Source organism: Microbacterium sp. ABRD28, from assembly GCF_003850245.1.
Lineage (GTDB): Bacteria > Actinomycetota > Actinomycetes > Actinomycetales > Microbacteriaceae > Microbacterium.
The window spans coordinates 954,528-976,787 of sequence record NZ_CP031015.1; the positions used below are offsets into that span (position 1 = coordinate 954,528).

At 69.9% G+C, this 22,260-nt stretch carries 18 protein-coding genes; 11 read left to right on the top strand and 7 right to left on the bottom strand.

Features of this window, described 5'->3' with window-relative positions; all coding sequences use genetic code 11:
* The first annotated feature begins 6 nt into the window (after positions 1-6).
* The 3 genes from DT073_RS04785 (at position 7) to DT073_RS04795 (ending at position 2,309) form a co-directional block, all read left to right on the top strand.
* A complete protein-coding gene (locus tag DT073_RS04785; protein WP_124292351.1) occupies positions 7-1,179 on the top strand; it encodes a thiolase family protein in 1,173 nt (390 codons plus the stop codon).
* A 19-nt stretch (positions 1,180-1,198) separates the two neighbouring features.
* Positions 1,199-1,756 carry a DEAD/DEAH box helicase family protein gene (locus tag DT073_RS04790; RefSeq protein WP_124292352.1) on the top strand — a complete coding sequence of 186 codons (558 nt, stop codon included), beginning with the start codon at positions 1,199-1,201 and terminating at the stop codon, positions 1,754-1,756.
* A 103-nt stretch (positions 1,757-1,859) separates the two neighbouring features.
* The gene (locus tag DT073_RS04795) at positions 1,860-2,309 is read left to right on the top strand and encodes an NUDIX domain-containing protein (RefSeq protein WP_124292353.1); all 450 of its coding nucleotides are present in this window, start codon (positions 1,860-1,862) and stop codon (positions 2,307-2,309) included.
* Here the strand turns inward: DT073_RS04795 and DT073_RS04800 are convergent.
* Positions 2,299-2,679, bottom strand: a complete 381-nt coding sequence (locus DT073_RS04800) for a hypothetical protein (protein ID WP_124292354.1) — start codon at positions 2,677-2,679, stop codon at positions 2,299-2,301. The two genes, DT073_RS04795 and DT073_RS04800, sit on opposite strands and share 11 nt — an antisense overlap.
* A gap of 378 nt (positions 2,680-3,057) precedes the next feature.
* Between DT073_RS04800 and DT073_RS04805 the strand changes: the two genes are divergently transcribed.
* Positions 3,058-4,056: a DUF2332 domain-containing protein gene (locus DT073_RS04805; RefSeq protein ID WP_124292355.1), complete on the top strand. Its 999-nt coding sequence runs from the start codon at positions 3,058-3,060 to the stop codon at positions 4,054-4,056.
* A 91-nt stretch (positions 4,057-4,147) separates the two neighbouring features.
* On the opposite strand, the gene DT073_RS15815 is transcribed toward DT073_RS04805, so the two are convergent.
* Together DT073_RS15815 and DT073_RS04810 are read right to left on the bottom strand one after the other, a co-directional pair.
* Positions 4,148-4,321, bottom strand: coding sequence for a hypothetical protein (locus DT073_RS15815; protein WP_164478145.1), 174 nt, complete (start codon positions 4,319-4,321; stop codon positions 4,148-4,150).
* 37 nt (positions 4,322-4,358) lie between these two features.
* Positions 4,359-5,054 (bottom strand): Pr6Pr family membrane protein, encoded by a 696-nt coding sequence (locus tag DT073_RS04810; RefSeq protein WP_240638770.1) that lies wholly within the window; start codon positions 5,052-5,054, stop codon positions 4,359-4,361.
* 302 nt (positions 5,055-5,356) lie between these two features.
* On the opposite strand from DT073_RS04810, the gene pulA reads away from it, so the two are divergent.
* Positions 5,357-11,371 (top strand): pullulanase-type alpha-1,6-glucosidase, encoded by a 6,015-nt coding sequence (pulA, locus tag DT073_RS04815; protein ID WP_124292357.1) that lies wholly within the window; start codon positions 5,357-5,359, stop codon positions 11,369-11,371.
* A 75-nt stretch (positions 11,372-11,446) separates the two neighbouring features.
* Here the strand turns inward: pulA and DT073_RS04820 are convergent, their stop codons facing one another.
* Both DT073_RS04820 and DT073_RS16145 read right to left on the bottom strand, forming a co-directional pair.
* Complete coding sequence (locus tag DT073_RS04820; protein ID WP_124292358.1) at positions 11,447-11,824, bottom strand: bleomycin resistance protein; 378 nt, start codon at positions 11,822-11,824, stop codon at positions 11,447-11,449.
* 25 nt (positions 11,825-11,849) lie between these two features.
* Positions 11,850-11,984: a hypothetical protein gene (locus DT073_RS16145; protein WP_268815541.1), complete on the bottom strand. Its 135-nt coding sequence runs from the start codon at positions 11,982-11,984 to the stop codon at positions 11,850-11,852.
* Positions 11,985-12,346: 362 nt separating this feature from the next.
* Here DT073_RS16145 and DT073_RS04825 point away from each other — a divergent pair, with 362 nt between their 5' ends.
* Positions 12,347-12,964, top strand: a complete 618-nt coding sequence (locus DT073_RS04825) for a hypothetical protein (RefSeq protein WP_124292359.1) — start codon at positions 12,347-12,349, stop codon at positions 12,962-12,964.
* A gap of 170 nt (positions 12,965-13,134) precedes the next feature.
* On the opposite strand, the gene DT073_RS04830 is transcribed toward DT073_RS04825, so the two are convergent.
* The gene (locus DT073_RS04830; protein ID WP_124292360.1) at positions 13,135-16,626 is read right to left on the bottom strand and encodes a choice-of-anchor I family protein; all 3,492 of its coding nucleotides are present in this window, start codon (positions 16,624-16,626) and stop codon (positions 13,135-13,137) included.
* 232 nt (positions 16,627-16,858) lie between these two features.
* On the opposite strand from DT073_RS04830, the gene DT073_RS04835 reads away from it, so the two are divergent.
* The 3 genes from DT073_RS04835 to DT073_RS04845 are packed head-to-tail and all read left to right on the top strand — an operon-like array spanning position 16,859 to position 19,667.
* Positions 16,859-17,989: an acyl-CoA dehydrogenase family protein gene (locus DT073_RS04835; RefSeq protein WP_164478146.1), complete on the top strand. Its 1,131-nt coding sequence runs from the start codon at positions 16,859-16,861 to the stop codon at positions 17,987-17,989.
* A complete protein-coding gene (mmsB, locus tag DT073_RS04840) occupies positions 17,986-18,894 on the top strand; it encodes a 3-hydroxyisobutyrate dehydrogenase (RefSeq protein WP_124292362.1) in 909 nt (302 codons plus the stop codon). The genes DT073_RS04835 and mmsB overlap by 4 nt, the downstream gene beginning before the upstream one ends.
* Positions 18,891-19,667 carry an enoyl-CoA hydratase-related protein gene (locus tag DT073_RS04845; protein WP_124292363.1) on the top strand — a complete coding sequence of 259 codons (777 nt, stop codon included), beginning with the start codon at positions 18,891-18,893 and terminating at the stop codon, positions 19,665-19,667. The genes mmsB and DT073_RS04845 overlap by 4 nt, the downstream gene beginning before the upstream one ends.
* 1 nt (position 19,668) lies before the next feature.
* On the opposite strand, the gene DT073_RS04850 is transcribed toward DT073_RS04845, so the two are convergent.
* Positions 19,669-20,199 (bottom strand): MarR family winged helix-turn-helix transcriptional regulator, encoded by a 531-nt coding sequence (locus DT073_RS04850; RefSeq protein ID WP_240638771.1) that lies wholly within the window; start codon positions 20,197-20,199, stop codon positions 19,669-19,671.
* A 102-nt stretch (positions 20,200-20,301) separates the two neighbouring features.
* On the opposite strand from DT073_RS04850, the gene DT073_RS04855 reads away from it, so the two are divergent.
* Both DT073_RS04855 and DT073_RS04860 read left to right on the top strand, forming a co-directional pair.
* Positions 20,302-21,078 (top strand): electron transfer flavoprotein subunit beta/FixA family protein, encoded by a 777-nt coding sequence (locus tag DT073_RS04855; RefSeq protein ID WP_124292364.1) that lies wholly within the window; start codon positions 20,302-20,304, stop codon positions 21,076-21,078.
* Between the two features lie 7 nt (positions 21,079-21,085).
* Positions 21,086-22,063 (top strand): electron transfer flavoprotein subunit alpha/FixB family protein, encoded by a 978-nt coding sequence (locus tag DT073_RS04860; RefSeq protein WP_124292365.1) that lies wholly within the window; start codon positions 21,086-21,088, stop codon positions 22,061-22,063.
* The last annotated feature ends 197 nt before the right edge of the window (positions 22,064-22,260 follow it).

Here is a 22,260-nt window from a genome sequence, read left to right on the forward strand (position 1 = left end):
GGCGCTGTGAGGTCGGCGGTGATCGTCGACGCGGTGCGCACGGTCGCGGGGCGCGGGAAGCCGGGCGGTGCGCTGTCCGGGGTGCATCCGGCGGATCTCGCCGCGGGGATGCTGGAGGGCCTGCTCGAGCGGAACGGGCTGGAGTCGGCGCAGGTCGACGATGCGATCCTCGGATGCGTGAGCCAGATCGGCGATCAGGCGATGAACATCGCCCGGCAGGCGGTGCTCGCTGCGGGGTTCGACGAGTCGGTTCCGGCGACGACGATCGACCGCCAGTGCGGATCGAGTCAGCAGGCCGTGCACTTCGCCGCGCAGGGCGTGATCGCCGGTGCGTACGACATCGTCATCGCCGGGGGAGTGGAGTCGATGAGCCGCGTGCCGCTCGGCTCTTCGCGTCAGGGCGGGTCTGTGTCATCCGGTCTGCGAGCACGGTATCCCGAGGGCCTCGTGAACCAGGGAGTGTCGGCGGAGTTGATCGCCGAACGCTGGAACCTGGGACGCGAAGAACTGGATGCGTTCGCCGCCGAGTCCCACCGACGCGCTGCCGCGGCGTGGGGCGATGACCGATTCGCCTCGCAGCTGATCCCGGTCGCGGGTGTCGAATCCTCGATGGATGAGACGGTGCGGGCTCAGACGACGCCGGAGAAGCTCGCGGGGCTCGCGCCCGCCTTTCGCACCGATGAGCTCGCGGCGCGCTTCCCGGAGCTCGAGTGGCGGATCACGGCGGGCAACTCGTCGCCCTTGACCGATGCCGCGTCGGCGGTGCTGATCATGAGCGAGGAGCGGGCGCTCGCGCTCGGGCTCGCACCGCGGGCGCGGTTCCACGCCTTCGCCGTGGTCGGCGATGATCCGCTGATGATGCTGACCGGACCGATACCGGCGACAAGGCGGATCCTCGAGCGGAGCGGGCTGTCGATCGACGACCTCGACGTGTTCGAGGTGAACGAGGCGTTCGCGTCGGTGCCGCTCGCCTGGCTGGCCGAGGTCGGCGCCGACCCGTCGAAGCTGAACCCGTGGGGCGGGGCGATCGCCCTCGGTCACGCGGTCGGGGCGTCGGGAACGAGGCTTCTCGGCACGATGCTGGCGTACCTCGAGGCGACGGGCGGACGCTACGGCCTGCAGACGATGTGCGAGGGCGGCGGCATGGCCAACGCGACGATCATCGAGCGGCTCGGCTGAGTCGCGCTACCGTTCCCGCATGCGCATCGTCGTGTCGGGCACGCACGCCGCGGGCAAGAGCACGCTCATCTCCGATTTCGTGGAGCGGCATCCTGCTTTCGTCGTCTTCTCCGACCCCTTCGACCTCATCGACGAGCGCTGGGACGGTCCGCATCCGGCGGCATTCGCCGCGCAGCTCCGCATGGCGGCGGATCGTCTGCGGCACCCGGAGGCTGCGGACCTGATCGCCGAGCGCGGACCGCTCGACTTCCTCGCCTACCTGTGGGCGCTGGATCGGATGGATGTCGCCGACGTCGCTCCCGAGCTTCTCGACCGCGCGAGAGCGATCACCGCTGAGGCGATGCACCACGTCGATCTCGTCGTCGTCCTCCCTCTCGCTGCCGACGACGTCGACGGACCGGCCCCTGACGAGGACGGAGAGTACGCCGAGCTTCGCGAGATGATGAACGACATCCTTCTCGACCTCGTCGACGATGAAGACCTGGTCGGTCCGCGCGCTCGCACCGTCGAGATCGGCGGCGCGCGCGAAGCGCGACTCGCGGCACTCACCGACGCTGTCGACCGGTTCGGTCGTTGACCGAGGAGCGCAGCGACGAGACGAAACGCGGTGGGATGTCGTTTCCTCTCGCTGCGCTCGCTCAACCACCGGCTCGGGCGGTGACGCCTGCAAGCATGGTCGTGTGCCGGCATCCGACTACATCCAGTCCCTCCGCTCCCGGATCGGTCACGATCTTCTGCTCCTGCCGGGCGTCACCGCCGTCATCCGAGATGGCGAACGGATGCTGCTGGTCCGGCACGCCCACTCGGGAACCTGGAGCCTCGTCGGCGGGGCCGTCGAACCCGGTGAGGAGCCTCTCGAGGCCGTCATGAGGGAGGTGCGCGAAGAGCTCGACGCCGAGATCGACGTGACGGGCATCGTCGGCGTGTACGGCGGTGAGCCGCTGATGGTCACCTACCCCAACGGCGACCGGGTGGGGTATGTGACGACCGCCTACGAGTGCGTGCTGCGGACGCCGCCGACCCCGGACGGCGTCGAGCTGGTCGAGATCGGATGGTTCGCGCGACGCGACATCGCTTCCCTCGACCGCCGCGGCTGGATCGACCGGGTGCTCGCCGACGTCAGGGGTTGAGGCGGTCGGTCTCGGCGATCAGGTTGAGGCGAGTGAGAAGGAGATCGCCCGAGCTCTCGATCGCGCCGAAGGCGTGTGCGGTGACGAGCATCGCGATGAGCGAGACCGCGAGGATGGCCGGCAAGGCGTAATGACGGCGGACGGTCAGGACGACGACGAGGACCGCCGTGAGGATCGCGATGGTCTGCCCCGAGACGGTAGCCGCGTGCATGCGGAACGCCGAGTCGACGGTCAAGGCGCCGTACCCGTTGAAGGCGGCCGAGAGGGCGAAGGGGATCAGCAAGACGCCGACGACGAAGACGATTCCACGGCTGACCGGACGGCGTGGCGGCGCGATGGCGGCCGGCTCGACCGTCGACTGCTGCGTCATGGTGCGACCCTAGCCTCCGGGCCTCTGCGGGGCCAGGGTTCGGATCCTGGCGGTGGACGGCGAGCCCGTCGCCCGACGGGGTCGTGCGAGACGCCCGCACAGCTCCTCTCCACCGCGCAGATCGCTCGCCCGGAGGGCATTTCTCGGCGGTCGAACGCGAAATCTGAGGAGTTATGCCGATGCCGCCGTCCCCAACTCCTGCAGATTCGGCGCAGAACCCGGGGATTCGGGACTTCGCGGCCCGACGTCGCGTGAACTGCAGGAGTTCGGGACGCCGCGCGTCGCGCGCGGAAGGCGGCTTGGTCCCGTGGTGGGGTCGATCGCGGCGTCGCGCCAGCCCACTACGGGCGTGTCATCGACGCTTGGTAGCGTTCCGGCATGCCCGACTCCGACCTCGACCGAATCGCCGTCGGCTACCGACGGTTCGCCGACCTCGAAGCCCGCGGCACCTCGGCGATCTATGAGGATTGGGCGCGCGCGATCGCGGATGACCCCGAGATCCTCGCGCTCCTCGCCGAACTGCCGCGGCGCAAACAGCAGCCGCACCTGATCTTCGCCTGCGCGCGCCTGCTCGGCGCGCCGGTCGGCCCATTTCCGCCGCTTCGAGAATGGATGCTCGCCCACTGGCCGGAGCTCCGCGCGGAGGCGCTCGTGCGCGCGACGCAGACGAACGAGGCGGGGCGGTGCGCGGTGCTTCTCCCCGTGCTCTCGCGGTTGCCCGGTCCCCTCGCCCTCATCGAGGCCGGTGCCTCGGCGGGGCTCACCCTCTACCCCGATCGGTACAGCTACCGCTATGGCGTTGGGGGCCACATCCGCGCGCTGGATCCTGCCGATGGGACGAGCGGTGCCATCCTCGAATGCACCATCGATGAGGCGAGCGTTCCCGAGAGGCTCCCTGAAGTCGTCTGGCGGGCGGGTATCGATCTCAACCCGCTTGATATCACCGACCCCGCCGCCCTCACCTGGCTCGAGACCCTCATCTGGCCCGAGCACGATCACCGTCGCCGGCGCCTGGACGCCGCGGCGGCCATCGCCGCGGCCGACCCGCCGCACCTCGAGCAGGGCGACATCCTCGAGCGTGTTCCCGATCTCGTTACGCGCGCACCACGCGGTGCCCGCGTGGTCGTCTATCACAGCTCGGTCGTCATGTACCTCGATGCCGAGCGCCGTGCCGCATTCGCCGACCTCATGCGCAGCCTCGACGACGTCACCTGGGTGAGCAACGAGGGGTCCGACGTCTTCACCGATATCACCATGAAGGCAGGGGTGGATGCCGGTGGCCGCAACATCCTCGCGGTGAACGGCGAACCGCTCGCCCTCGCGGGCACGCACGGGCAGAGCTACGAGGCACTCCCCGGCGCAGCGCTCAAGGTCTGATCCCCTTTCCTGCGGAGATGCGCGCTCACGCGGATCATCGCGAGCGCCTGAGCGCAACAAGCGTCGCGAGCGCGTCGCGCGTGGGCGCGGCTCAGTCCCGCAGGTAGCCCGTGGCGGGGTCGATCTCGGCCAGGAACCCGGCGATGTGATCGCGGGCCTCGGCGTCGGTGAGCGCCGCGCCGTCGGTGCGTCCGATGGCGAAGCCGTACCCCGTGTTCGGGCCGCTCAGCCAGGCGAAGTGATTCGCGCCTTCGTGCAGGGTCACCTCGAAGGTCTCGCCCTGGACCCTCAGGACGTGTGACTCATTCCCGAACATCATCCGCCCGCCCGCGCACCAGCGACGGGAGCCGGTGGTCGGTCAGGGTGAGGATGATGGCCAGCACGATGCCGATCGCGAGGACGACGAAGGAGTTGAGGATCGATGCGGTCAACCCGATCTCGGTGACGTCGAGGAACGGATACGGGTACCACCCGGTGACCGCCCCGTGGAGGAAGGTGTACACCAGCCACAACACCGGCCAGATGAAGGCGAGGAGCGTCGTCGTCCACGAGATGCGGGGCCGCGGCCCGAAGATGAGCCAGCCGACGAGTGTCGCCCACGGCGCGATGTAGTGGAAGCCGATCGTGGCGACCAGCGCCCAGCCCTGCGGGTCGACGAGGCGGGCGAGGACGGTCTCGTAGACGAGGCCGGTGATGATGATGCCGAGCAGGGCATCCATCCGGAGCACCCGCCACACCTTCCCGTCACGGTGCACGTTCAGCATCAGCGCAATCGACGTCGCGAGCACGAACAGGTTGCTCTGGATGGTGAAGAAGCTGAACAACCTGACCAGCCGTGTGCCGATGGGTCCGGTCGCGTTCGATCCGGAATTCGCGTCCTGTCCACCGGTGAGGATCAACACGATCTGAATCACCAGCGCGATGGCGACGACCACCGCGATCGCGCCGTACCAGGCCCGCGCGACCCGCACGCGGACGTCCTGTCTCTTCTCCGTCACCGTCGTCGTCATGTCTTCCCCCGATCCTGAAAAGCTTTCCCCAGCCCGGCACATCGTATCCATCTGCCTGTGGGCCAGGGGACAACCGGAGAGAGGTGGCGTCATGCACCCAGCGCAGATCCGCCTCCCGCTCAACTGCAAGCGATTGCGGGGATGAGGCAACAAACCTCGTCGCACCCGCGCAAAACCGCAACGTTAAGGGATTCTCATGATGTAAGCGCTTGCAAACAGAACGCTTTCCCAGGTACGGTCACCCGGAGTCCCCCATCCGCACGTCGCCGTGCCGCCCCTTCAGGAGCCCCGTGTCGAAGCCGACCTCCTCCCGTGTCCGCCGCGTTCTGGCCGCCTTCACCGGCGCCGCGCTCGTCCTCAGCGGGAGCGTCGCGCTCACCCCCGCGGCCACGGCCGCGACCCCGCCCGACGATGCGCGCACCGTCGCCCTCGTCGGCTCCCTGCAGTCCGAGCTCGGCTGCTCCGATGACTGGCAGCCCGACTGCGCGGCCACCGAGCTCGCCCTCACCGACACCGAGGGCGTGTACGCGGCCGAGTTCGAGGTGCCCGCCGGCACCTACGAGTACAAGGTCGCGCTCAACGACGCATGGGATGAGGCCTACGGCCTCGACGGCGGCGCCGACAACATCCCGCTCACGATCGCCGGGCCCACCACCCTGCGCTTCACTTTCGACGACACCGTCGACCGAGTGGGTCTCGAAGCGCTCAGCCTCCGTGGCGGCTACGACGACGCGGACGACGCGCTGGTCGCATCGCCGGTACGCCAGCCGGGCAGCGACGAGCAGTTCTACTTCGTCATGACCGACCGGTTCGCCAACGGCGACCCGACGAACGACACCGGAGGCTTCGAGGGCGACCGCCTCGCGACCGGGTTCGACCCGACCGACAAGGGCTTCTTCCACGGCGGCGACATCGCCGGTCTCCGCGCGAACCTCGACTACATCGAAGGTCTCGGAACGAGTGCGATCTGGCTGACCCCGAGCTTCGCCAACCGCCCGGTGCAGGGCGAGGGCGAGAACGCCAGCGCCGGGTACCACGGCTACTGGGTCACCGACTTCACCCGCATCGACCCGCACCTCGGTACCAACGAAGAGCTCGAGGCCCTCATCGCCGAGGCCCACGACCGCGGCATCAAGGTCTACTTCGACATCATCACCAACCACACGGCCGACGTCATCTCCTACGCGGGGGGCCAGTACTCCTACATCGACCAGGCGACCTCGCCCTACCTCGATGCGGCCGGCAACGCCTTCACCCCCGATGACTACGCCGGCGGCGACACCTTCCCCGAGCTCGACCCCGCGACATCCTTCCCCTACACCCCGGTCATCGCCGAAGCCGATCAGAACGCCAAGACCCCCGAGTGGCTGAACGACCCGACGCTGTACCACAACCGCGGCGACTCGACCTGGTCGGGAGAGTCGGTCACCTACGGCGACTTCTCGGGCCTCGACGACCTGATGACCGAGCACCCCACGGTGGTCAACGGCTTCGTCGCGGTGTACCAGGACTGGATCGACCTCGGCATCGACGGGTTCCGCATCGACACCGCCAAGCACGTGAACTTCGAGTTCTGGGAGACGTGGTCGACCGAGGTGCTCGACTACGCCCACGCGCAGGGCAAGCCCGACTTCTTCATGTTCGGCGAGGTCTACGACGCCGACCCGGTGAAGCTCTCGCCCTACGTCCGCGACACCGACATGAACAGCGTGCTCGACTTCGCCTTCCAGTCGTCGGCCATCAGCTTCGCCGCGGGCAACAGCGCCAAGGGTCTGCAGAGCCTGTACGCCGGCGACGACCGGTACACCACCCCCGACAGCTCGGCGACCGCGCTGCCGACCTTCCTCGGCAACCACGACATGGGCCGGGTCGGATACTTCCTGAAGAACACGGATGACGCGCTGGCGCGCGACCTCCTCGCCCACGAGCTGATGTTCTTCGGCCGCGGCCAGCCGGTGGTCTACTACGGCGACGAGCAGGGCTTCGCCGGCGCCGACCCCGGAAACGACAAGAGCGCCCGCCAGAGCCTCTTCGCCAGCCAGGTGGCCGAGTACCAGGAGCAGACGCTCCTCACCGGCGAGACCGCGGGCTCGGTCGACCGCTTCGACACCGACGCCCCCGTCTACACCCACATCGCCGCGCTGTCGCAGCTGCGAGAAGACCACCCGGCGCTGTCGACCGGGGCGCAGATCGAGCGCTACGCCGACAACGGCGCGGGTGTCTACGCCTTCTCACGCGTCGACCGCGACGAGAAGACCGAGTACCTCGTCGCCCTGAACAACACCACGGCCGACAAGACCGTCGAGGTGACGACGTTGACGGCGGATGCCTCGTTCACCCCGATCTACGGCACCGACCAGGGCCTCACGACCGATGCCGCCTCAACGGCGTCGGTCACCGTCCCCGCCCTCTCGGCAGCGGTCTATCGCGCCGACGCGACCGTCACCGCCCCCGAGGCCGCACAAGAGATCTCGGTGTCTGCACCCGCCCCGGGCGCGGCGCTGACGGGTCAGGTGGCGATCGCAGCGGATGTCGCCGACGCGACCTGGCAGGAGACGAGCTTCGCCTGGCGGGTCGTCGGGTCCGACGAGTGGACCTCGCTCGGCACGGCCGAGGACACCGACCCCCGCGTCTTCCACGACATCCGCGGCCTCCAGACCGGCACGCTGGTGGAGTATCGCGCGGTCAGCGTCGACGCCGCGGGGCAGCGTTCGGCGGCGTCGACCTACGCTTCGGTGGGTAACGCCGTGACGCTCGAGGTGCCCGAGGTTCCCGAGTCGCCGATCGACATGGTGACCGTGCCCGGAAGCCTCAACTCCGAGATGGGTTGCGCGGGCGACTGGGCCCCCGGCTGCGAGGCGGCGAAGCTCACCCTCGGCGCCGATGGCATCTGGAAGGGCACCTTCGACCTTCCGGCAGGGGACTACGAGTACAAGGTCGCCCTCAACGGATCGTGGGACGTCAACTACGGCGCGAACGGTGTGCTCGACGGGACCAACATCGCCATTACGCACGCCGGTGGTCCGATCACGTTCTACTTCGACCCGCGCTCGAACATCGTGCAGTCCACCGCCGAGGGTCCGATCGTGACGGTCCCCGGGTCGATGCAGGACGAGCTCGGCTGCGCCGGCGACTGGGCGCCGGACTGCCTCGCCACCCTCATGGCCGACGGCGACGGCGACGGCGTCTACGAGTTCACGACCGATCAGATCCCCGCCGGCGCCTACGAGGCGAAGGTCGCGCACGGCCTGAGCTGGGATGAGAACTACGGCGTCGGAGGCACGCCCGGGGGCGGCAACTACAGCTTCAGCGCCGCTGACGGCGAACTCATCGTCTTCCGCTACGCCCTCGACACCCACCTGCTCGAGATCGAGGTGACGAACCCGCCGCTCGCGGGCACCGGTGAGCTCCGTGCGCACTGGATCGACGAGAACACCCTCGCCTGGCCGAGCGACCTCGGTGCGGACGCTGCTGACGCGACCTGGCAGCTGCACGCCTCGCCCGCGGCATCCCTCGCTCTCGAAGACGATGAGATCGTCGGCGGCGACGCGTTCGATCTGACCGTGATCGACGGAGGACTGACCGAGGATCAGCAGGCGCGGTTCCCGGCGCTTGCCGACTTCGTCGCGCTCGAACTCTCGGATGCCGACGCCGCGGCGCTGCTCAAGGGGCAGCTGATGGTGTCGCAGCGGGGCGCCGACGGCGCGGTCGCCGCGTTCACGGGTGTGCAGATCCCCGGTGTGCTCGACGACCTCTACGCCGGCGCGGTCGCCGACGTCGACCTCGGCGTGACCTTCGACGGCGACGTGCCGACCTTCCGCCTCTGGGCGCCGACGTCGCAGTCCGCGACCCTTCTGACCTGGGACGCCGGGGGAGACCCGGCCGACGCCGAGCGGCATGAGGCCGAGTGGGACGCGGCATCCGGTGTCTGGACCGTCGAAGACGGCAGCGCCCTCGCAGGTGCGGAGTACCTCTGGGAGGTCGTCGTCTACGCCCCGTCGACCGGAACGATCGAGACCAACCGGGTCACCGACCCGTACGCGGTCGCCCTGACGCTCAACTCGACCGCGTCCGTCGCCGTGGACCTCGCCGCCGACGACTGGCGTCCCGAGGCGTGGGAGGAGACCCCGGCGCCGGTCATCGACCGCCCGGTCGACCGCGCGATCTACGAGCTCCACGTCCGCGACTTCTCGATCGGTGACGCCACGGTCCCCGAGGAGGAGCGCGGCACCTACCGGGCCTTCACGCGCGACAGCGCGGGCACCGCACAGCTGCGCGAACTCGCCGACGCCGGCATCAACACCGTGCACCTGCTCCCGACCTTCGACATCGCCACGATCGAGGAGGACCGTTCGCAGCAGGCGCAGCCCGACTGCGACCTGGCTTCGTACGGCCCCGCCGACACCGCGCAGCAGGCCTGCATCGAGGCGATCGCCGACGCCGACGGCTTCAACTGGGGCTACGACCCGTACCACTTCTCCACGCCCGAGGGCTCGTACGCCGTCGACGCCGAGGGCGGCGCGCGCGTGCACGAGTTCCGCGAGATGGTCGGGGCGCTGCACGGCATGGGGCTCCAGGTCGTGCTCGACCAGGTGTTCAACCACACCGCCCAGTCGGGTCAGGGCGAGAAGTCGGTGCTCGACAAGGTCGTGCCGGGCTACTACCACCGCCTGAACCTCGCTGGGGGAGTGGAGACCTCCACCTGCTGCCAGAACGTCGCGACCGAGCACGAGCTCGCCGAGAAGCTCATGGTCGACTCCGTGGTGCTGTGGGCCAAGCAGTACAAGGTCGACGGATTCCGCTTCGACCTCATGGGCCACCACTCCAAGGCCAACATGCTCGCGGTGCGCGCCGCGCTCGACGAGCTGACCCTCGAAGAGGACGGCGTCGACGGTTCGGCGATCTATCTCTACGGCGAGGGCTGGAACTTCGGCGAGGTGGCGAACAACGCCCTGTTCGAGCAGGCCACGCAGGGTCAGCTCGGCGGCACCGGCATCGGCACCTTCAGCGACCGGCTGCGCGACGCCGTCCACGGCGGCAGCCCCGTGGCCGGTGAGACGGTGCAGCAGCAGGGCTTCGGCACCGGGCTCGGCACCGACCCCAACGGGGTGCCCATCAACGGCACGCCGGAGGAGGCGCTGGCCGACCTCGGACTGCAGACCGACCTGGTCAAGCTCGGGCTCGCGGGGAACCTCCGCGACTTCACGCTCACCGATCACACCGGTGCGGTGAGGGCCGGCGACGAACTCGATTACCGCGGGTCGCCCGCCGGCTACGCCGAGCAGCCCGACGAGATCATCACCTACGTCGACGCGCACGACAACGAGACGCTCTACGACCTGTCGGTGCTCAAGCTTCCGGCCGACACGGCGATGGCCGACCGGGTGCGCATGAACACCCTGTCGCTGGCGACGACCGCGTTCGCCCAGACGCCGTCGTTCTGGCACGCCGGCACCGAGCTGCTGCGCTCGAAGTCGCTGGACCGCAACAGCTACAACTCCGGCGACTGGTTCAATCGCATCGACTGGACCGGGCAGGAGTCGACCTTCGGCTCGGGTCTCCCGCGGGCGGCCGACAACGAGGACAAGTGGGCGATCATGAGCCCCCTGCTGGCGGATCCGGCCCTGAAGCCCGCTGCGGCCGACATCGCCGCCGCCGAGGCATCCGCCCTGGATCTGCTGCGGACGCGCGAGGATGTCGACCTGCTGCGCCTCGGATCGGCGGCTCTCATCCAGGAGAAGGTGTCGTTCCCCGGCAGCGGCCCGGAGGCCCCTGCGGGCCTGTTGGTGATGCTCATCGACGACCTCCTCGGCGAGGATGTCGACCCCGAGCTGAGCGGTGCGCTGGTGGTCTTCAACGTCTCGCCCGACGCGGTCTCGCAGAGGCTGCCCGAGCTCGAGGGGCGCTCGTTCGCCCTCGCGCCGACGCTCGCGGACGGCACCGACGAGGTCGTGAAGTCCACAGCGTGGGATGCCGCGACCGGCGACCTGACCGTGCCGGCGCGCTCCGTGGCGGTGCTGGTCGAGGACCAGGCCGACGGCGGGTCCGGCGAGGAGCCCGGTGAGGGTCCCGGCGACGGATCCGGTGAGGGCCCCGGTGACGGATCGGGCGAGCAGCCTGGTGCAGGGTCCGGTGGCGGGTCGGATGACGACGGCGCGTCGACCGGCGGAGACTCGGCCGCCCCGGGTCTGCTGGGGGTGACCGGTTCGGAGCTGCCGTTCGGCCTCGCCATCGCGGCGGTGCTCCTCCTTCTCGGAGGGGCGCTGATGGTGATCCTTCGTCGGGCGGCGGCGCGGCGCGGCTGACCGCCCGTCACAGCGGACCACGTCGGGGTCGCGCAGGGTCTCACCCGAGATGTCCTGCGCGACCCCGACATCGGCTTACGCCGGAAGCGGCGAACCGACCCGAACCAGATTGCCGTCGGGGTCGACGAGCGCGAACTCGACCAGGCCGTACTCGGTGGTGGCGGGCGGCGTGATGCGGTGGCCGGTCGCCGCGTCGGGAACGACATGCGCTCGCCACTGCTCGTACAGCGATTCGGCGTCGTCGACGCAGAGGTAGCACATGCTCGCCGTGGTCAGCGGGTCGAGCTCGGGGTCTTCCGAGAAGTGAAGCGCGATGTCGCCGCGCGCGAGGATCAGGTAGTGCCACTCCTCGGGGGGCCGTGATCCGCGATCTTCGAAGCCGAGCGCCTCGTAGAACCGCAGGGTTCGCCGCAGATCGCGGCTGAGCAGGATGGGGACGGCCGACTCGCGCACGACGCCAGGCTAGCGCTGCCCCGCGTCAGAATCCGTCGAGCACCGGGCCGCCGAAGATCAGCAGCGCCGCCGCGGCCACGGTGGCAAGGGTGGCCAGCAGCAGTCCGATGACGAGGACCGTGCCACCGATGGAGAGCAGGAAGGCCGTCGATTTACTCATACCTCGACGCTAGGAATCGGATGCCGCGACGGCATCGGCCCCGGGGTGTATCCCCGTCCCTCGCGAGGATGACCTTCGCCGCCCGCGCGGCCCGTCACGGCCCGCCGCGGCTCGCTCCCACGACGACCCGTCGCAGCTCGCTCCCGCCGCGACCCGTCGAAAAGTGCGGCTCGTCGCGGGTCACGCCCGCCGTTTCTGACGGCTCGCGGGAACCGGCGTGGTTCGCGCGGCTCGCTCCCGCCGCGACCCGTCGAAAAGTGCGGCCCGTCGCGCGTCGCGACCGCGGTTTGTGACGGCTCGCGGGAAGGGGGACGGGGAGAGCGGGCCGCGCCTCGCCCGGTGGCCGGGGGTAGCCTGCTCGCATGCGGCGCGGCACGACGTGGATCATCGGTGGCATCGGCCTCATCCTGAGCGGGGCTCTCGGGCTCCTCGGTGCGGGTTCTGCGGGCCTTGCGGGTTCGGGCGTACTGGCGATCGTGCAGAACGTCGCGTTCGCGGCATCCGCTCTTCTTCTGGCCGTCGGGATGACGCGAGCCGACAGCGTCGTCGCCCGGCGACCGACCGGTGTCGTCGCCGTCGCCATCCTCGCGCTGTGGCCTCTCATCGCCGAAGGCGCGGCCGCGGCAATCGGCGCCGTGGAGCCGAATGCCGCAGCCGCGTGGACGGTGCTCGGCTACGCGTCGATTCTCGTCCCGACAGCCGCGGGACTCATCGCCGCGGTCGCAATCCTGCGCGCTGGCACCGTGCCCGACCCGTGGCGGTGGGCGCCGATGTGGGTACTCGCGTTCCAGGTCGGGGCCTGGGCGCTCACGCAGGCGCTCGCGGTCGCCCTCGGGCCCGATGTACTCAGCATCAACGGGGTCTTCCTGCTTCTGGGAGCGGTCGCGTTCCTCGCGGGGACGCTGGGGTTTGGCGTTCTGGCCGTCATCCTGGGGTCGCGTCGTCGCGGCGCGACCGTCGAGGTCTATCGGTCCTCGTGACCCGTCAAGAAGTGCGGCTCGGAGGACGCCGCACCAGCAGATCGTGACGGCTCGCGGCGGATCTGGTCTCCGAGCGGAGCGCAGAAGGACGAAGGCGCGGCCAGAGCCGGAAGCCGGAAACGCAGGAAGGCCCCCGGACCGTGGTCCGAGGGCCCTCCGCGTTGTGTGGGTTACTCGCCGGCGGGGGTGGTGCGGCGGCGGAGGGCGAACAGCACGCCTCCCGCGACCAGCAGCAGCGCCGCGCCCAGGGCGGCGCCGAGCGGCAGCTCCGCGCCGGTGACACCGAGCTGACCGGCGGTCGAACCCGTGCCCGAACCGCTGCCCGTGCCCGAGCCCGAACCGTTACCGGCCCCGGGGGTCGATCCGCCGTCCCCATCACCGGGTGCCGGGGTCTCCCCAACGACCGCGCGGCCGAGCGGCGCCGGCTCGACGACCTCGAACTCCTCGAAGTACGCCACGGATGCCGCGAGGTCGACCTGACCGGAGTCGGCCACGTTCGTGCCCTCGGCCAGGGTGAAGAAGTTGTCTCCACCGGCCGCGAGGAACGAGTTGGTCACGATGGTCAGCTCGTCGTCGGCGCCGATCGCCTCACCGTTCAGCGACATCGACAGGATGCGCGAGCCGGCGGCGGCGTTCGGGTCGTAGATGTAGGAGAAGCCCTCCGACACACCCAGGTGCAGCTTCGGCCGTGACGAGCCTTCGGGCTGCCACTGCTCCTCGAGCACCTGCTCGAGCTGCGCACCGGTGAGAGTCAGCGTCACGAGCGTGTTGGCGAACGGCTGAACGTTGGCGACGTCGCGGTAGGTGACCGTGCCGTCCTCGCCGAACAGCAGGTCGGCGCGGAGGCCACCCGGGTTCATCAGCGCGATCTGCGCAGGCGTGCCCGCGTACGACTCGTTCGACGTCGCCCACAGGTACATGTCGGCCACGAGGTTGCCGAGCGACGACTCGACGCCGCGGTCGTCACCCGGAGGGGTGCCGCCCCGGACGATGTCGCCCGTGATCGACCCGACCTCGACGCTGCCGAGCTCGTCGGCGACCTCCACGGCGTCGGCGACGATCGCCTCGACCTCGGGGTCGGCGGCGAACAGCGGCGCGTCATCCTCGCCGACGAGGGGCACCAGCGACCCGCCGATCGAGACGAGCTCGCCGGAGGTGGTGTCCACGGAGATGTCGAGCTTGCCGAACATCGTTCCGTACTGGTTCGCCTGGATGACCGGGCGCTCCGTTCCGGCGACACCGTTCACCGGCACCTCGCAGGCATACGGCTGATGGGTGTGACCCGACACGATCGCGTCGATCTCCGCCGATGCGCCGTTCACGAGCGCGGCGTAATCGCTGTCGCCCTGCGCGATGGTGGCGCAGTCCTCGGTCGGTGCCCCGTCGTGGGTGAGCAGCACGATCACGTCGGCGGCGTCCGTCTCGGTGATCTCGGCCGCGACGCGGTTGGCCGCCTCGAGCTGATCGCCGAACTCGATCTCGGTGATGCCCGCGGGGCTCACGAGGGTCGCGGTGTCGGCGGTGACGGTGCCGATGAAGGCCACCCGCACGCCGTCGACCTCCTCGACGACGTACTCCTGCAGCGCGGGCTCATCGGTCCCCGCGAGGTACACGTTCGCGCCCAGAGCGTACGGAGCCCCGGCGACCTCGTCGCCCTGGCCGTAGCGAGGGATGACGCGATCGACCAGATCGGCGAAGCCGGCGTCGAACTCGTGGTTGCCCACGGCTCCCAGGTCGAGGCCCGCCTCGACCAGTGCGTCGATCGTGGGGTTGTCCTGCTGGATGAACGACGTGAACGTCGACGCGCCGATCATGTCGCCCGACGAGACGAACAGCGTGTTGGGGTTCTCCGACTCGAACTGCGACACCGCACCCGCGATCACCGCGGCGCCGGCCTCGCCGTTGCCGAAGTTCGGCTCGATGCGACCGTGGAAGTCGTTGATCGTCAGCACCTGCACGTCGGTCGTGGTGTCGAGGGTCGAGTCCACCGAGTAGACGGTGGTCGTCCCCGAGACCTCGTTGCCGACCGCGAGGAGCGGAGCGCCGGTGGGGGAGTCCTCGGCGGCGACGAAGGCGATGCCCTCGGGGCCGAGATCGCCCGCGGCGGCGAGGCCTGCGGCATCCGTCGCGTCCTCACCCGACACCGAGAAGTCGCGGTTGTTGAGGTAGGTGACGAACGAGGCATCCGCGGGACTGCTCAGATCGAAGACCATGATGCCGCCGACGCGCTCGAGGCCGACGAACGCGTAGGGCACGCCGTCGATCTCGCCGACCGTGACGCTCTCGGGCTCGGGGCCCTTGGCGTCACTGCGCGTGTCGAACTCGGACGCGCCGTGGTCGGAGTTGAAGTTCGCGGGAACAAGCTCGGCGGTGATGCGCTCGAAGGCGTCACCCGAGTCCCAGACCAGCTCGCCGGCGGTGTTCCAGATCGAGAACGAGCGCGCGCCGTAGGAGAAGAGCTCCTCGTAGCATCCGTCGGTCTCGTTGAAGCCGTCTTCCTTCGACACGGCCAGGCGACCGAGGTCGGCCGTTCCGGTCAGCGACGCGAGCGGGCTGTCGGCGCACACGGGGCCGTATCCGTCGGCGGCGAGGTTCGCCACGCGCGACTCGTCGATGTAGTCACCCCACTCGCGCACATCCCCCTCGTTCGCGGTGACGAGGTAGGTCGCGCCGCCGGCGGTGTACGAGTCGATGGCGTCGGGCATGTACATGCCGTTCAGGCCGGGGTAGGTGTCGATGTTGACGGCGGGGCCGTCGGCGGTGCCGTCGCGGTCGCTGGCGTCCAGGCCCGCGCCGTCGACGCCGTGGTCCTTGGTGCCCAGCGGCACGATCGCCGCCACGGTCGCCGACGCGAGGTCGACGACGGCGAGCGAGTTCGCCTCCTGCAGCGTGACGTACGCGGTGGTGCCGTCGACGGTGATGTACTCGGGCTCGAGGTTGCGGCTCACCGGCAGGTCGCCCGCCGGGTTCGGCCCGAACACGCGCACACCCTCGGGGAGGGGCAGCGACCCGCCCTCCTCGAAGTCGCGGAAGTCGGCGGTCGCGACGTCGTCAGCCGTCGGCGCGGTCAGCGTGTCGGGGAGGCTCACCACGCTGATCGACCCCTCGGGGTCGACGGTGAAGTCGTCGGAGGGCTCACCCTCGTTGGCTGCCACGGCGTACTGCCCGTCGGCCGAGATGGTCACCATGTCGGGCAGCGCCCCGACGGTCACCGAGCCGAGCGTCGCCGATGCAGCATCCGCCGCGTTCGCGTCGAAGAAGAGCAGCGACCCGGCGTCGGTCTTCACCGGCGCTTCGAGGGCGATGACACCGAGCCCGTCCTCGCGGACGGCGACGGAGTTCGCCACGCCGGTCCCGGCGATCTCGAACTCCTCGGTGATCGCGGTCGGGTCGGAGTAGTCGAGCACGTCCACGGTCGCCGCCTGCGCGTTGACCACGAAGAGGCGGTCGCCGTAGGCGGCGACGATCTCGGCGGCGCCCTCGTCGAAGACGCCGGTTTCGAACGAGCCGAGCGGCGTCAGCGACAGCGCTGCGTCGTCGGCGGAGGTGGTGATCGCATCGGTGACGATGGCGCCGAACGCCGCGCCCGGCGCGAGCGCCAGGGAACAGGCGACGGCCGCCGCGGTCAAGCCGGCCGCGGCGCGTCGATGAGATGAAGGCATGCATGTCCTCAGGTCGGGCGTGCCGGGGCGCACGCTTCTCGTGTCTAGCCAGGGCACGTTTCGAATGGGTGAACCAGCCGGAAACGAACTGATACTCCGGAGACCTCGTAAATACATGGATGTCCATCTAAAATGATCAACGTGCCAAGGACGGCACGGAAGGAGCGGACGGATGTCGCAGACGATCACCCCCCACGCAAGCGAAACGCCATCGCGGCCGCAGCCGGTCGCCATGACTGAGGAGGATCGTGCCGCCATCCTCGAGGCGGTGCGCGACTTCGCCGCCACCGAGATCGCCCCCTATGCGCTGGAGTGGGACGAGAAGAAGATCTTCCCGCGAGACGTCCTCGCCCGTGCCGGCGAGCTGGGCCTGGGCGGACTGTACGTCGCGGAGGACGTCGGGGGCACCGCCCTTGCGCGCGTCGACGCGGTGGCGATCGTCGAGGAGCTCGCTCACGCAGACCCCTCGATCGCCGCGTACATCACGATCCACAACATGGTCGCGTGGATGATCGACACCTTCGGCACCGACGCACAGCGTGAGGAGTGGCTCCCGCGTTTGACGGCCATGACCGACTTCGGCGGCTACTGCCTCACCGAACCCGGCGCCGGCTCCGATGCCGCAGCCCTCACGACCAGCGCCGTCCGCCAGGGTGATGACTACGTCCTCACCGGCGTGAAGCAGTTCATCTCCGGCGGCGGCGAGGCATCGGTCTACGTCGTGATGGCGCGCACGGGCGAGCCGGGTGCCAAGGGGATCACCGCGTTCCTCGTCCCCGGCGACACCCCGGGGCTGTCGTTCGGTCCGAATGAGAAGAAGATGGGCTGGAACGCCCAGCCCACCCGTCAGGTCATCCTCGACGAGGTGCGCGTCCCCGCCGCGAACATCCTGGGTGAGGAGGGTCGCGGCTTCCGCATCGCCATGACCGCGCTGAACGGTGGCCGCATCAACATCGCCGCGTGCTCCCTCGGCGGTGCGCAATGGGCGCTCGACCGTGCGATCCGCTACGTCCACGAGCGGTTCACATTCGGCGAGCCACTCGCCGAGAAGCAGGCGGTGGTCTTCGCGCTCGCCGACATGGCGACCGAGCTAGGTGCCGCGCGTGCCATGGTGCGGGATGCCGCGCTGGCGCTCGACCGGCACGACCCCGATGTCGCCATGCAGTGCGCGATGGCCAAACGATTCGCCACCGACGTGGGATTCCGCGTCGCCAACGACGCGCTCCAACTGCACGGCGGCTACGGCTACCTGCACGACTACGGCATCGAGAAGGTGGTGCGCGACCTGCGCGTGCACCAGATCCTCGAGGGGACCAACGAGATCATGCGCGTCATCATCGGCCGCGAACTGCTGGGGGGATGACGGTGCGCACCGCCTTCCTCGGACTCGGCCACATGGGCGCCCCGATGGCGCGGAACCTCGCCGCAGCGGGCCACGAGGTCATCGGATTCGATGTCTCGACCGCGGCGCGCGAGAGCGCGGCGACGGCAGGCCTGTCGGTCGTCGACGCACCGCACGAGGCGGTGGCCGAGGCATCCGTCGTCCTCACCATGTTCCAGACCGGGCGTCAGGTCATCGACGCCTATGAGGGCGGACTCCTCGCCGCAGCACCCGCCGACACGCTCTTCATCGACTGCTCCACGATCTCGGTCGAGGATGCCCGCCTCGCGCACGGACGCGCCGAGGCGGCTGGTCACCGAGCGCTCGACGCGCCGGTCTCGGGCGGGGTCGTCGGCGCCGAGAACGCCACCCTGGCGTTCATGGTCGGGGGAAGTGAGGAGGACTTCGCCGCGGGAGAACCGCTGCTGTCGGCCATGGGTCGCCGAGTGGTGCACTGCGGCGGCGCGGGTCTCGGGCAGGCGGCGAAGGTCTGCAACAACATGATCCTCGCCGCCTCGCAGATCGTGGTCGCCGAGGCCTTCGTGCTCGGAGAGCGGCTGGGGCTCAGTCACCAGGCCCTGTTCGACGTCGCGTCGAACGCGTCGGGTCAGTGCTGGGCGCTCACCACGAACTGCCCCGTACCGGGACCGGTGCCGACGAGCCCGGCGAACCGCGACTACCAGCCGGGCTTCGCCGGAGCCCTCATGGCCAAAGACCTCGGACTCGCCGCCGACGCGATCGCTCACACGGGTGTCGATGCCCGCGTCGGACTGCTCGCCCGTGATCTGTACCGCGCATTCGCGGACGGCGCCGGGGCCGGGCAGGATTTCTCCGGGATCATCACGATGATCCGATCCGGAAGCGACGACCCTGGAGGACGAGGATGACCGAATACGAGACGATCCTGGCCGAGACGCGCGGACGGGTCGGGTGGATCACGCTGAACCGGCCGAAGGCGCTGAATGCCCTGAACACGACGGTGATGCGCGAGATCGTCGACGTGACGACCCGGTGGGACGCCGATGACCGCATCGGTGCGATCGTCGTCACCGGCTCGGAACGGGCCTTCGCCGCCGGTGCCGACATCAAGGAGATGGAGGAGAAGTCGGGCCTGGAGATGCACATGACCGATCACTTCGGCGGCTGGGCGCGATTCGCGGCGCTGCGCACCCCCGTGATCGCGGCCGTCTCGGGCTACGCACTCGGCGGCGGGTGCGAGCTGGCGATGATGTGCGACATCATCCTCGCCGCCGACACCGCCGTGTTCGGCCAGCCCGAGGTGAACCTCGGTGTGATCCCCGGCATGGGCGCGACGCAGCGCCTCGTCCGCGCCGTCGGGCCCTACAAGGCCGCCGAGCTCATCCTGTCGGGGCGGAACATGACCGCCGACGAGGCGGAGCGCGCAGGGCTGGTGTCACGTGTCGTGCCGGCATCCGATCTCCTCGAGGAGACGACCGCGCTCGCCGAGTCGATCGCGTCGAAGTCGCTGCCGTCGCTGTACGCCGCGAAGGCGGCGCTGGATGCCGCCCAGGAGACCTCGCTCGCCGAGGGACTGCGTTTCGAGCGGCAGGCGTTCGCCGCGCTGTTCGACACCGCCGACCAGAAAGAAGGCATGCGCGCGTTCCGCGAGAAGCGTCCGGCGGAGTTCCAGAACCGGTGAGCTACAGCGGTTCGGGGGTCGGGCGCGGGTCGTCGAAATCGCCGGCCGCGCGGCGCATGCGGGCGATGATCGAGACGAGCTCGTCGGTGTCGTCGGCGCTCAGGCCCGGCTCGGAGAAGACCTGGGCGTTGAGGGCTGCCGTGGCGCGTTCGGCGAGGTCGCGCCCGGCATCGGTGAGGACGACGAGCGTGGCCCGCCCATCGACGGGGTGCGGCTCGCGACGGACGTACCCGTCGGCCTGCAGCCGGTCGACCGTGTTGGTCACACTCGTGGGATGCACCTGCAAGCGGGCGGAGGCTGACGCCATGGGCATGCGCCCGGCGCGGCTGAAGCTCAGGAGGGTCAACAGCTCGTACCGGGCGAAGGTCAGGCGGAACGGGCGGAGCGCCGCATCCACCCGCGCGAGCATCAGCTGCTGGGCGCGCATGATCGACGTGACGGCGGTCATGCCGGCAGCGGCATCCGTCCAGCCGTGCGCGAGCCACTGGCGTTTCGCTTCGGCGATCGGATCGACCGGCAGACGTCGGGCCACGGCGACTCCTTCCCGCTCCCACGGTACCGGGATCCCGGCCCGAGTCCCGGCTGCCGCCGGCACCCGCGGCAATAGACTCGATCAGACGGACAAGGAGGCTCCATGAAGATCGTGGTGCTGATCAAAGAGGTACCCGACACATGGGGCGATCGGAAGCTGAGCCTGGAGACCGGGCTCGCCGAACGCGACGCCAGCGATCGAGTGCTGGATGAGATCTGCGAACGCGCCCTCGAGGTGGGCCTTTCGTACGCCGACGCGCATGAGGGCACCGAGGTCGTCGTGCTGTCGATGGCGTCGGAAGCGTCGACGGCGACGGTGCGAAAGGGTCTTGCGATGGGGGCGGCGTCGGCGGTGCACGTGGTCGACGGCGACCTTCTCGGCGCCGACATGGGACTGACGGCTGAGGTGCTCGCGGCGACGCTCCAGCGGATCGGATTCGATCTCGTGATCGCCGGCAACCTCTCCACCGACGGCTCGGGCGGGATGATCCCGGCGATGGTGGCCGAGATCCTGGATGTGCCGAGCGCGACGAATCTGACGTCGGTCGAGATCTCCGACGGCGCCGTCGAGGGTGTCCGGCTCAGCGATGCCGGCTCGATGCGGCTGCGGGCCGAACTGCCGGCGGTGGTCTCGATCACCGAGGCGCTCCCCGACGCGCGGTTCCCCAATTTCAAGGGCATCATGGCCGCGAAGAAGAAGCCGTTCGAGACGCTCAGCCTCGCCGACCTCGGCCTCGACGCCGCCGATCCCGAGGCGGCTCGCTCGATCGTCATCTCGCTGGCCGAGCGGCCGCCGCGCGAGGCGGGCGTGAAGATCGTCGACGAGGGCGACGCCGGGCAGAAGCTCGCCGACTTCCTCGCTGAGAACCGGCTGGTGTGAGGGCGTGATGGCTGAATACGCGGATGACGCGATCCTGGTCCTTCTGGACGTGATGCCCTCGGGTGAGCTCGCAAAGAGCGCAGCGGGGCTCATCGGGGCGGCTGCTGCGGTGGGGACACCGGTGGCACTCGTGGTGACGGACGACGGCGCTGCGGTCGCCGCGGCGGCCGCGGCGCTCGGCGCCGGCACGGTCCTCGTCGCGGCCCCGGGAGAGGGCCTCTCGGTTCCGGTCGTCGATGCGCTCGACGCCGCCGTGGCCGAGGTGCGGCCCGATGCCGTGCTGATCTCGCACTCGGTCGAAGGTCGCGAGGTGGCCGGACGCTTCGCCGCACGCTCCCGCTCGGGTCTGTGCGCTGACGCGGTGGGCGTCTCCCGCGACGCCGAGGGCATCGTCGCGCACCACTCCGTCTTCGGGGCGGCCTACAACGTCGATGCGGCGGTCACCTGGGGTGCGCCGGTCATCACCGTGCGGCAGGGCGCCATCGAGGCGCGCGCCGAGGCGGTGGCGGCGCCGGTCGTGGAAACGCTGACCGTATCGGGGTCGGGCCGGCGCGCGGCATCCGTCCTCTCGGTCGAGGAGGCCGTAGCGACGTCGAGCCGGCCGGAGCTCCGAGGAGCGACGAAGGTCGTCTCGGGGGGCCGGGGACTCGGATCGGCTGAGAAGTTCGCGCTCGTGGAGCAGCTGGCCGACGTGCTCGGCGCCGCCGTGGGGGCCTCACGGGCGGCCGTCGACGCCGGCTATGTTCCCCAGTCGTATCAGGTCGGGCAGACCGGTGTCTCGGTGTCGCCGCAGCTGTATGTCGCTCTCGGCATCTCGGGTGCGATTCAGCACAAGGCGGGCATGCAGACGGCCAAGACGATCGTCGCGATCAACAGGGACGGCGACGCGCCGATCTTCGGGATCGCCGATTTCGGTGTCGTGGGTGACCTCTTCACCGTCGTGCCGCAGCTGATCGAGGCGCTCGAGGCGAAGAAGAAGGCGTAACGGATGGCGACGTTCGCGCGGACCATGCGTCGTGGCCTGCCCCGGGTCGCCGGCGGCGACCCCTGGCCTCCGCCGGGTGAGGTGCCCCCGGTCGTCGAGGAGCGGCCGGCCGTTGAGGCCCCGCCGACTGAACCGCGAGCGCGGCGGGTCGAAACGCCCGCCGACCCGTCAGAAAACGTCGCTCCCGCGGCATCCGG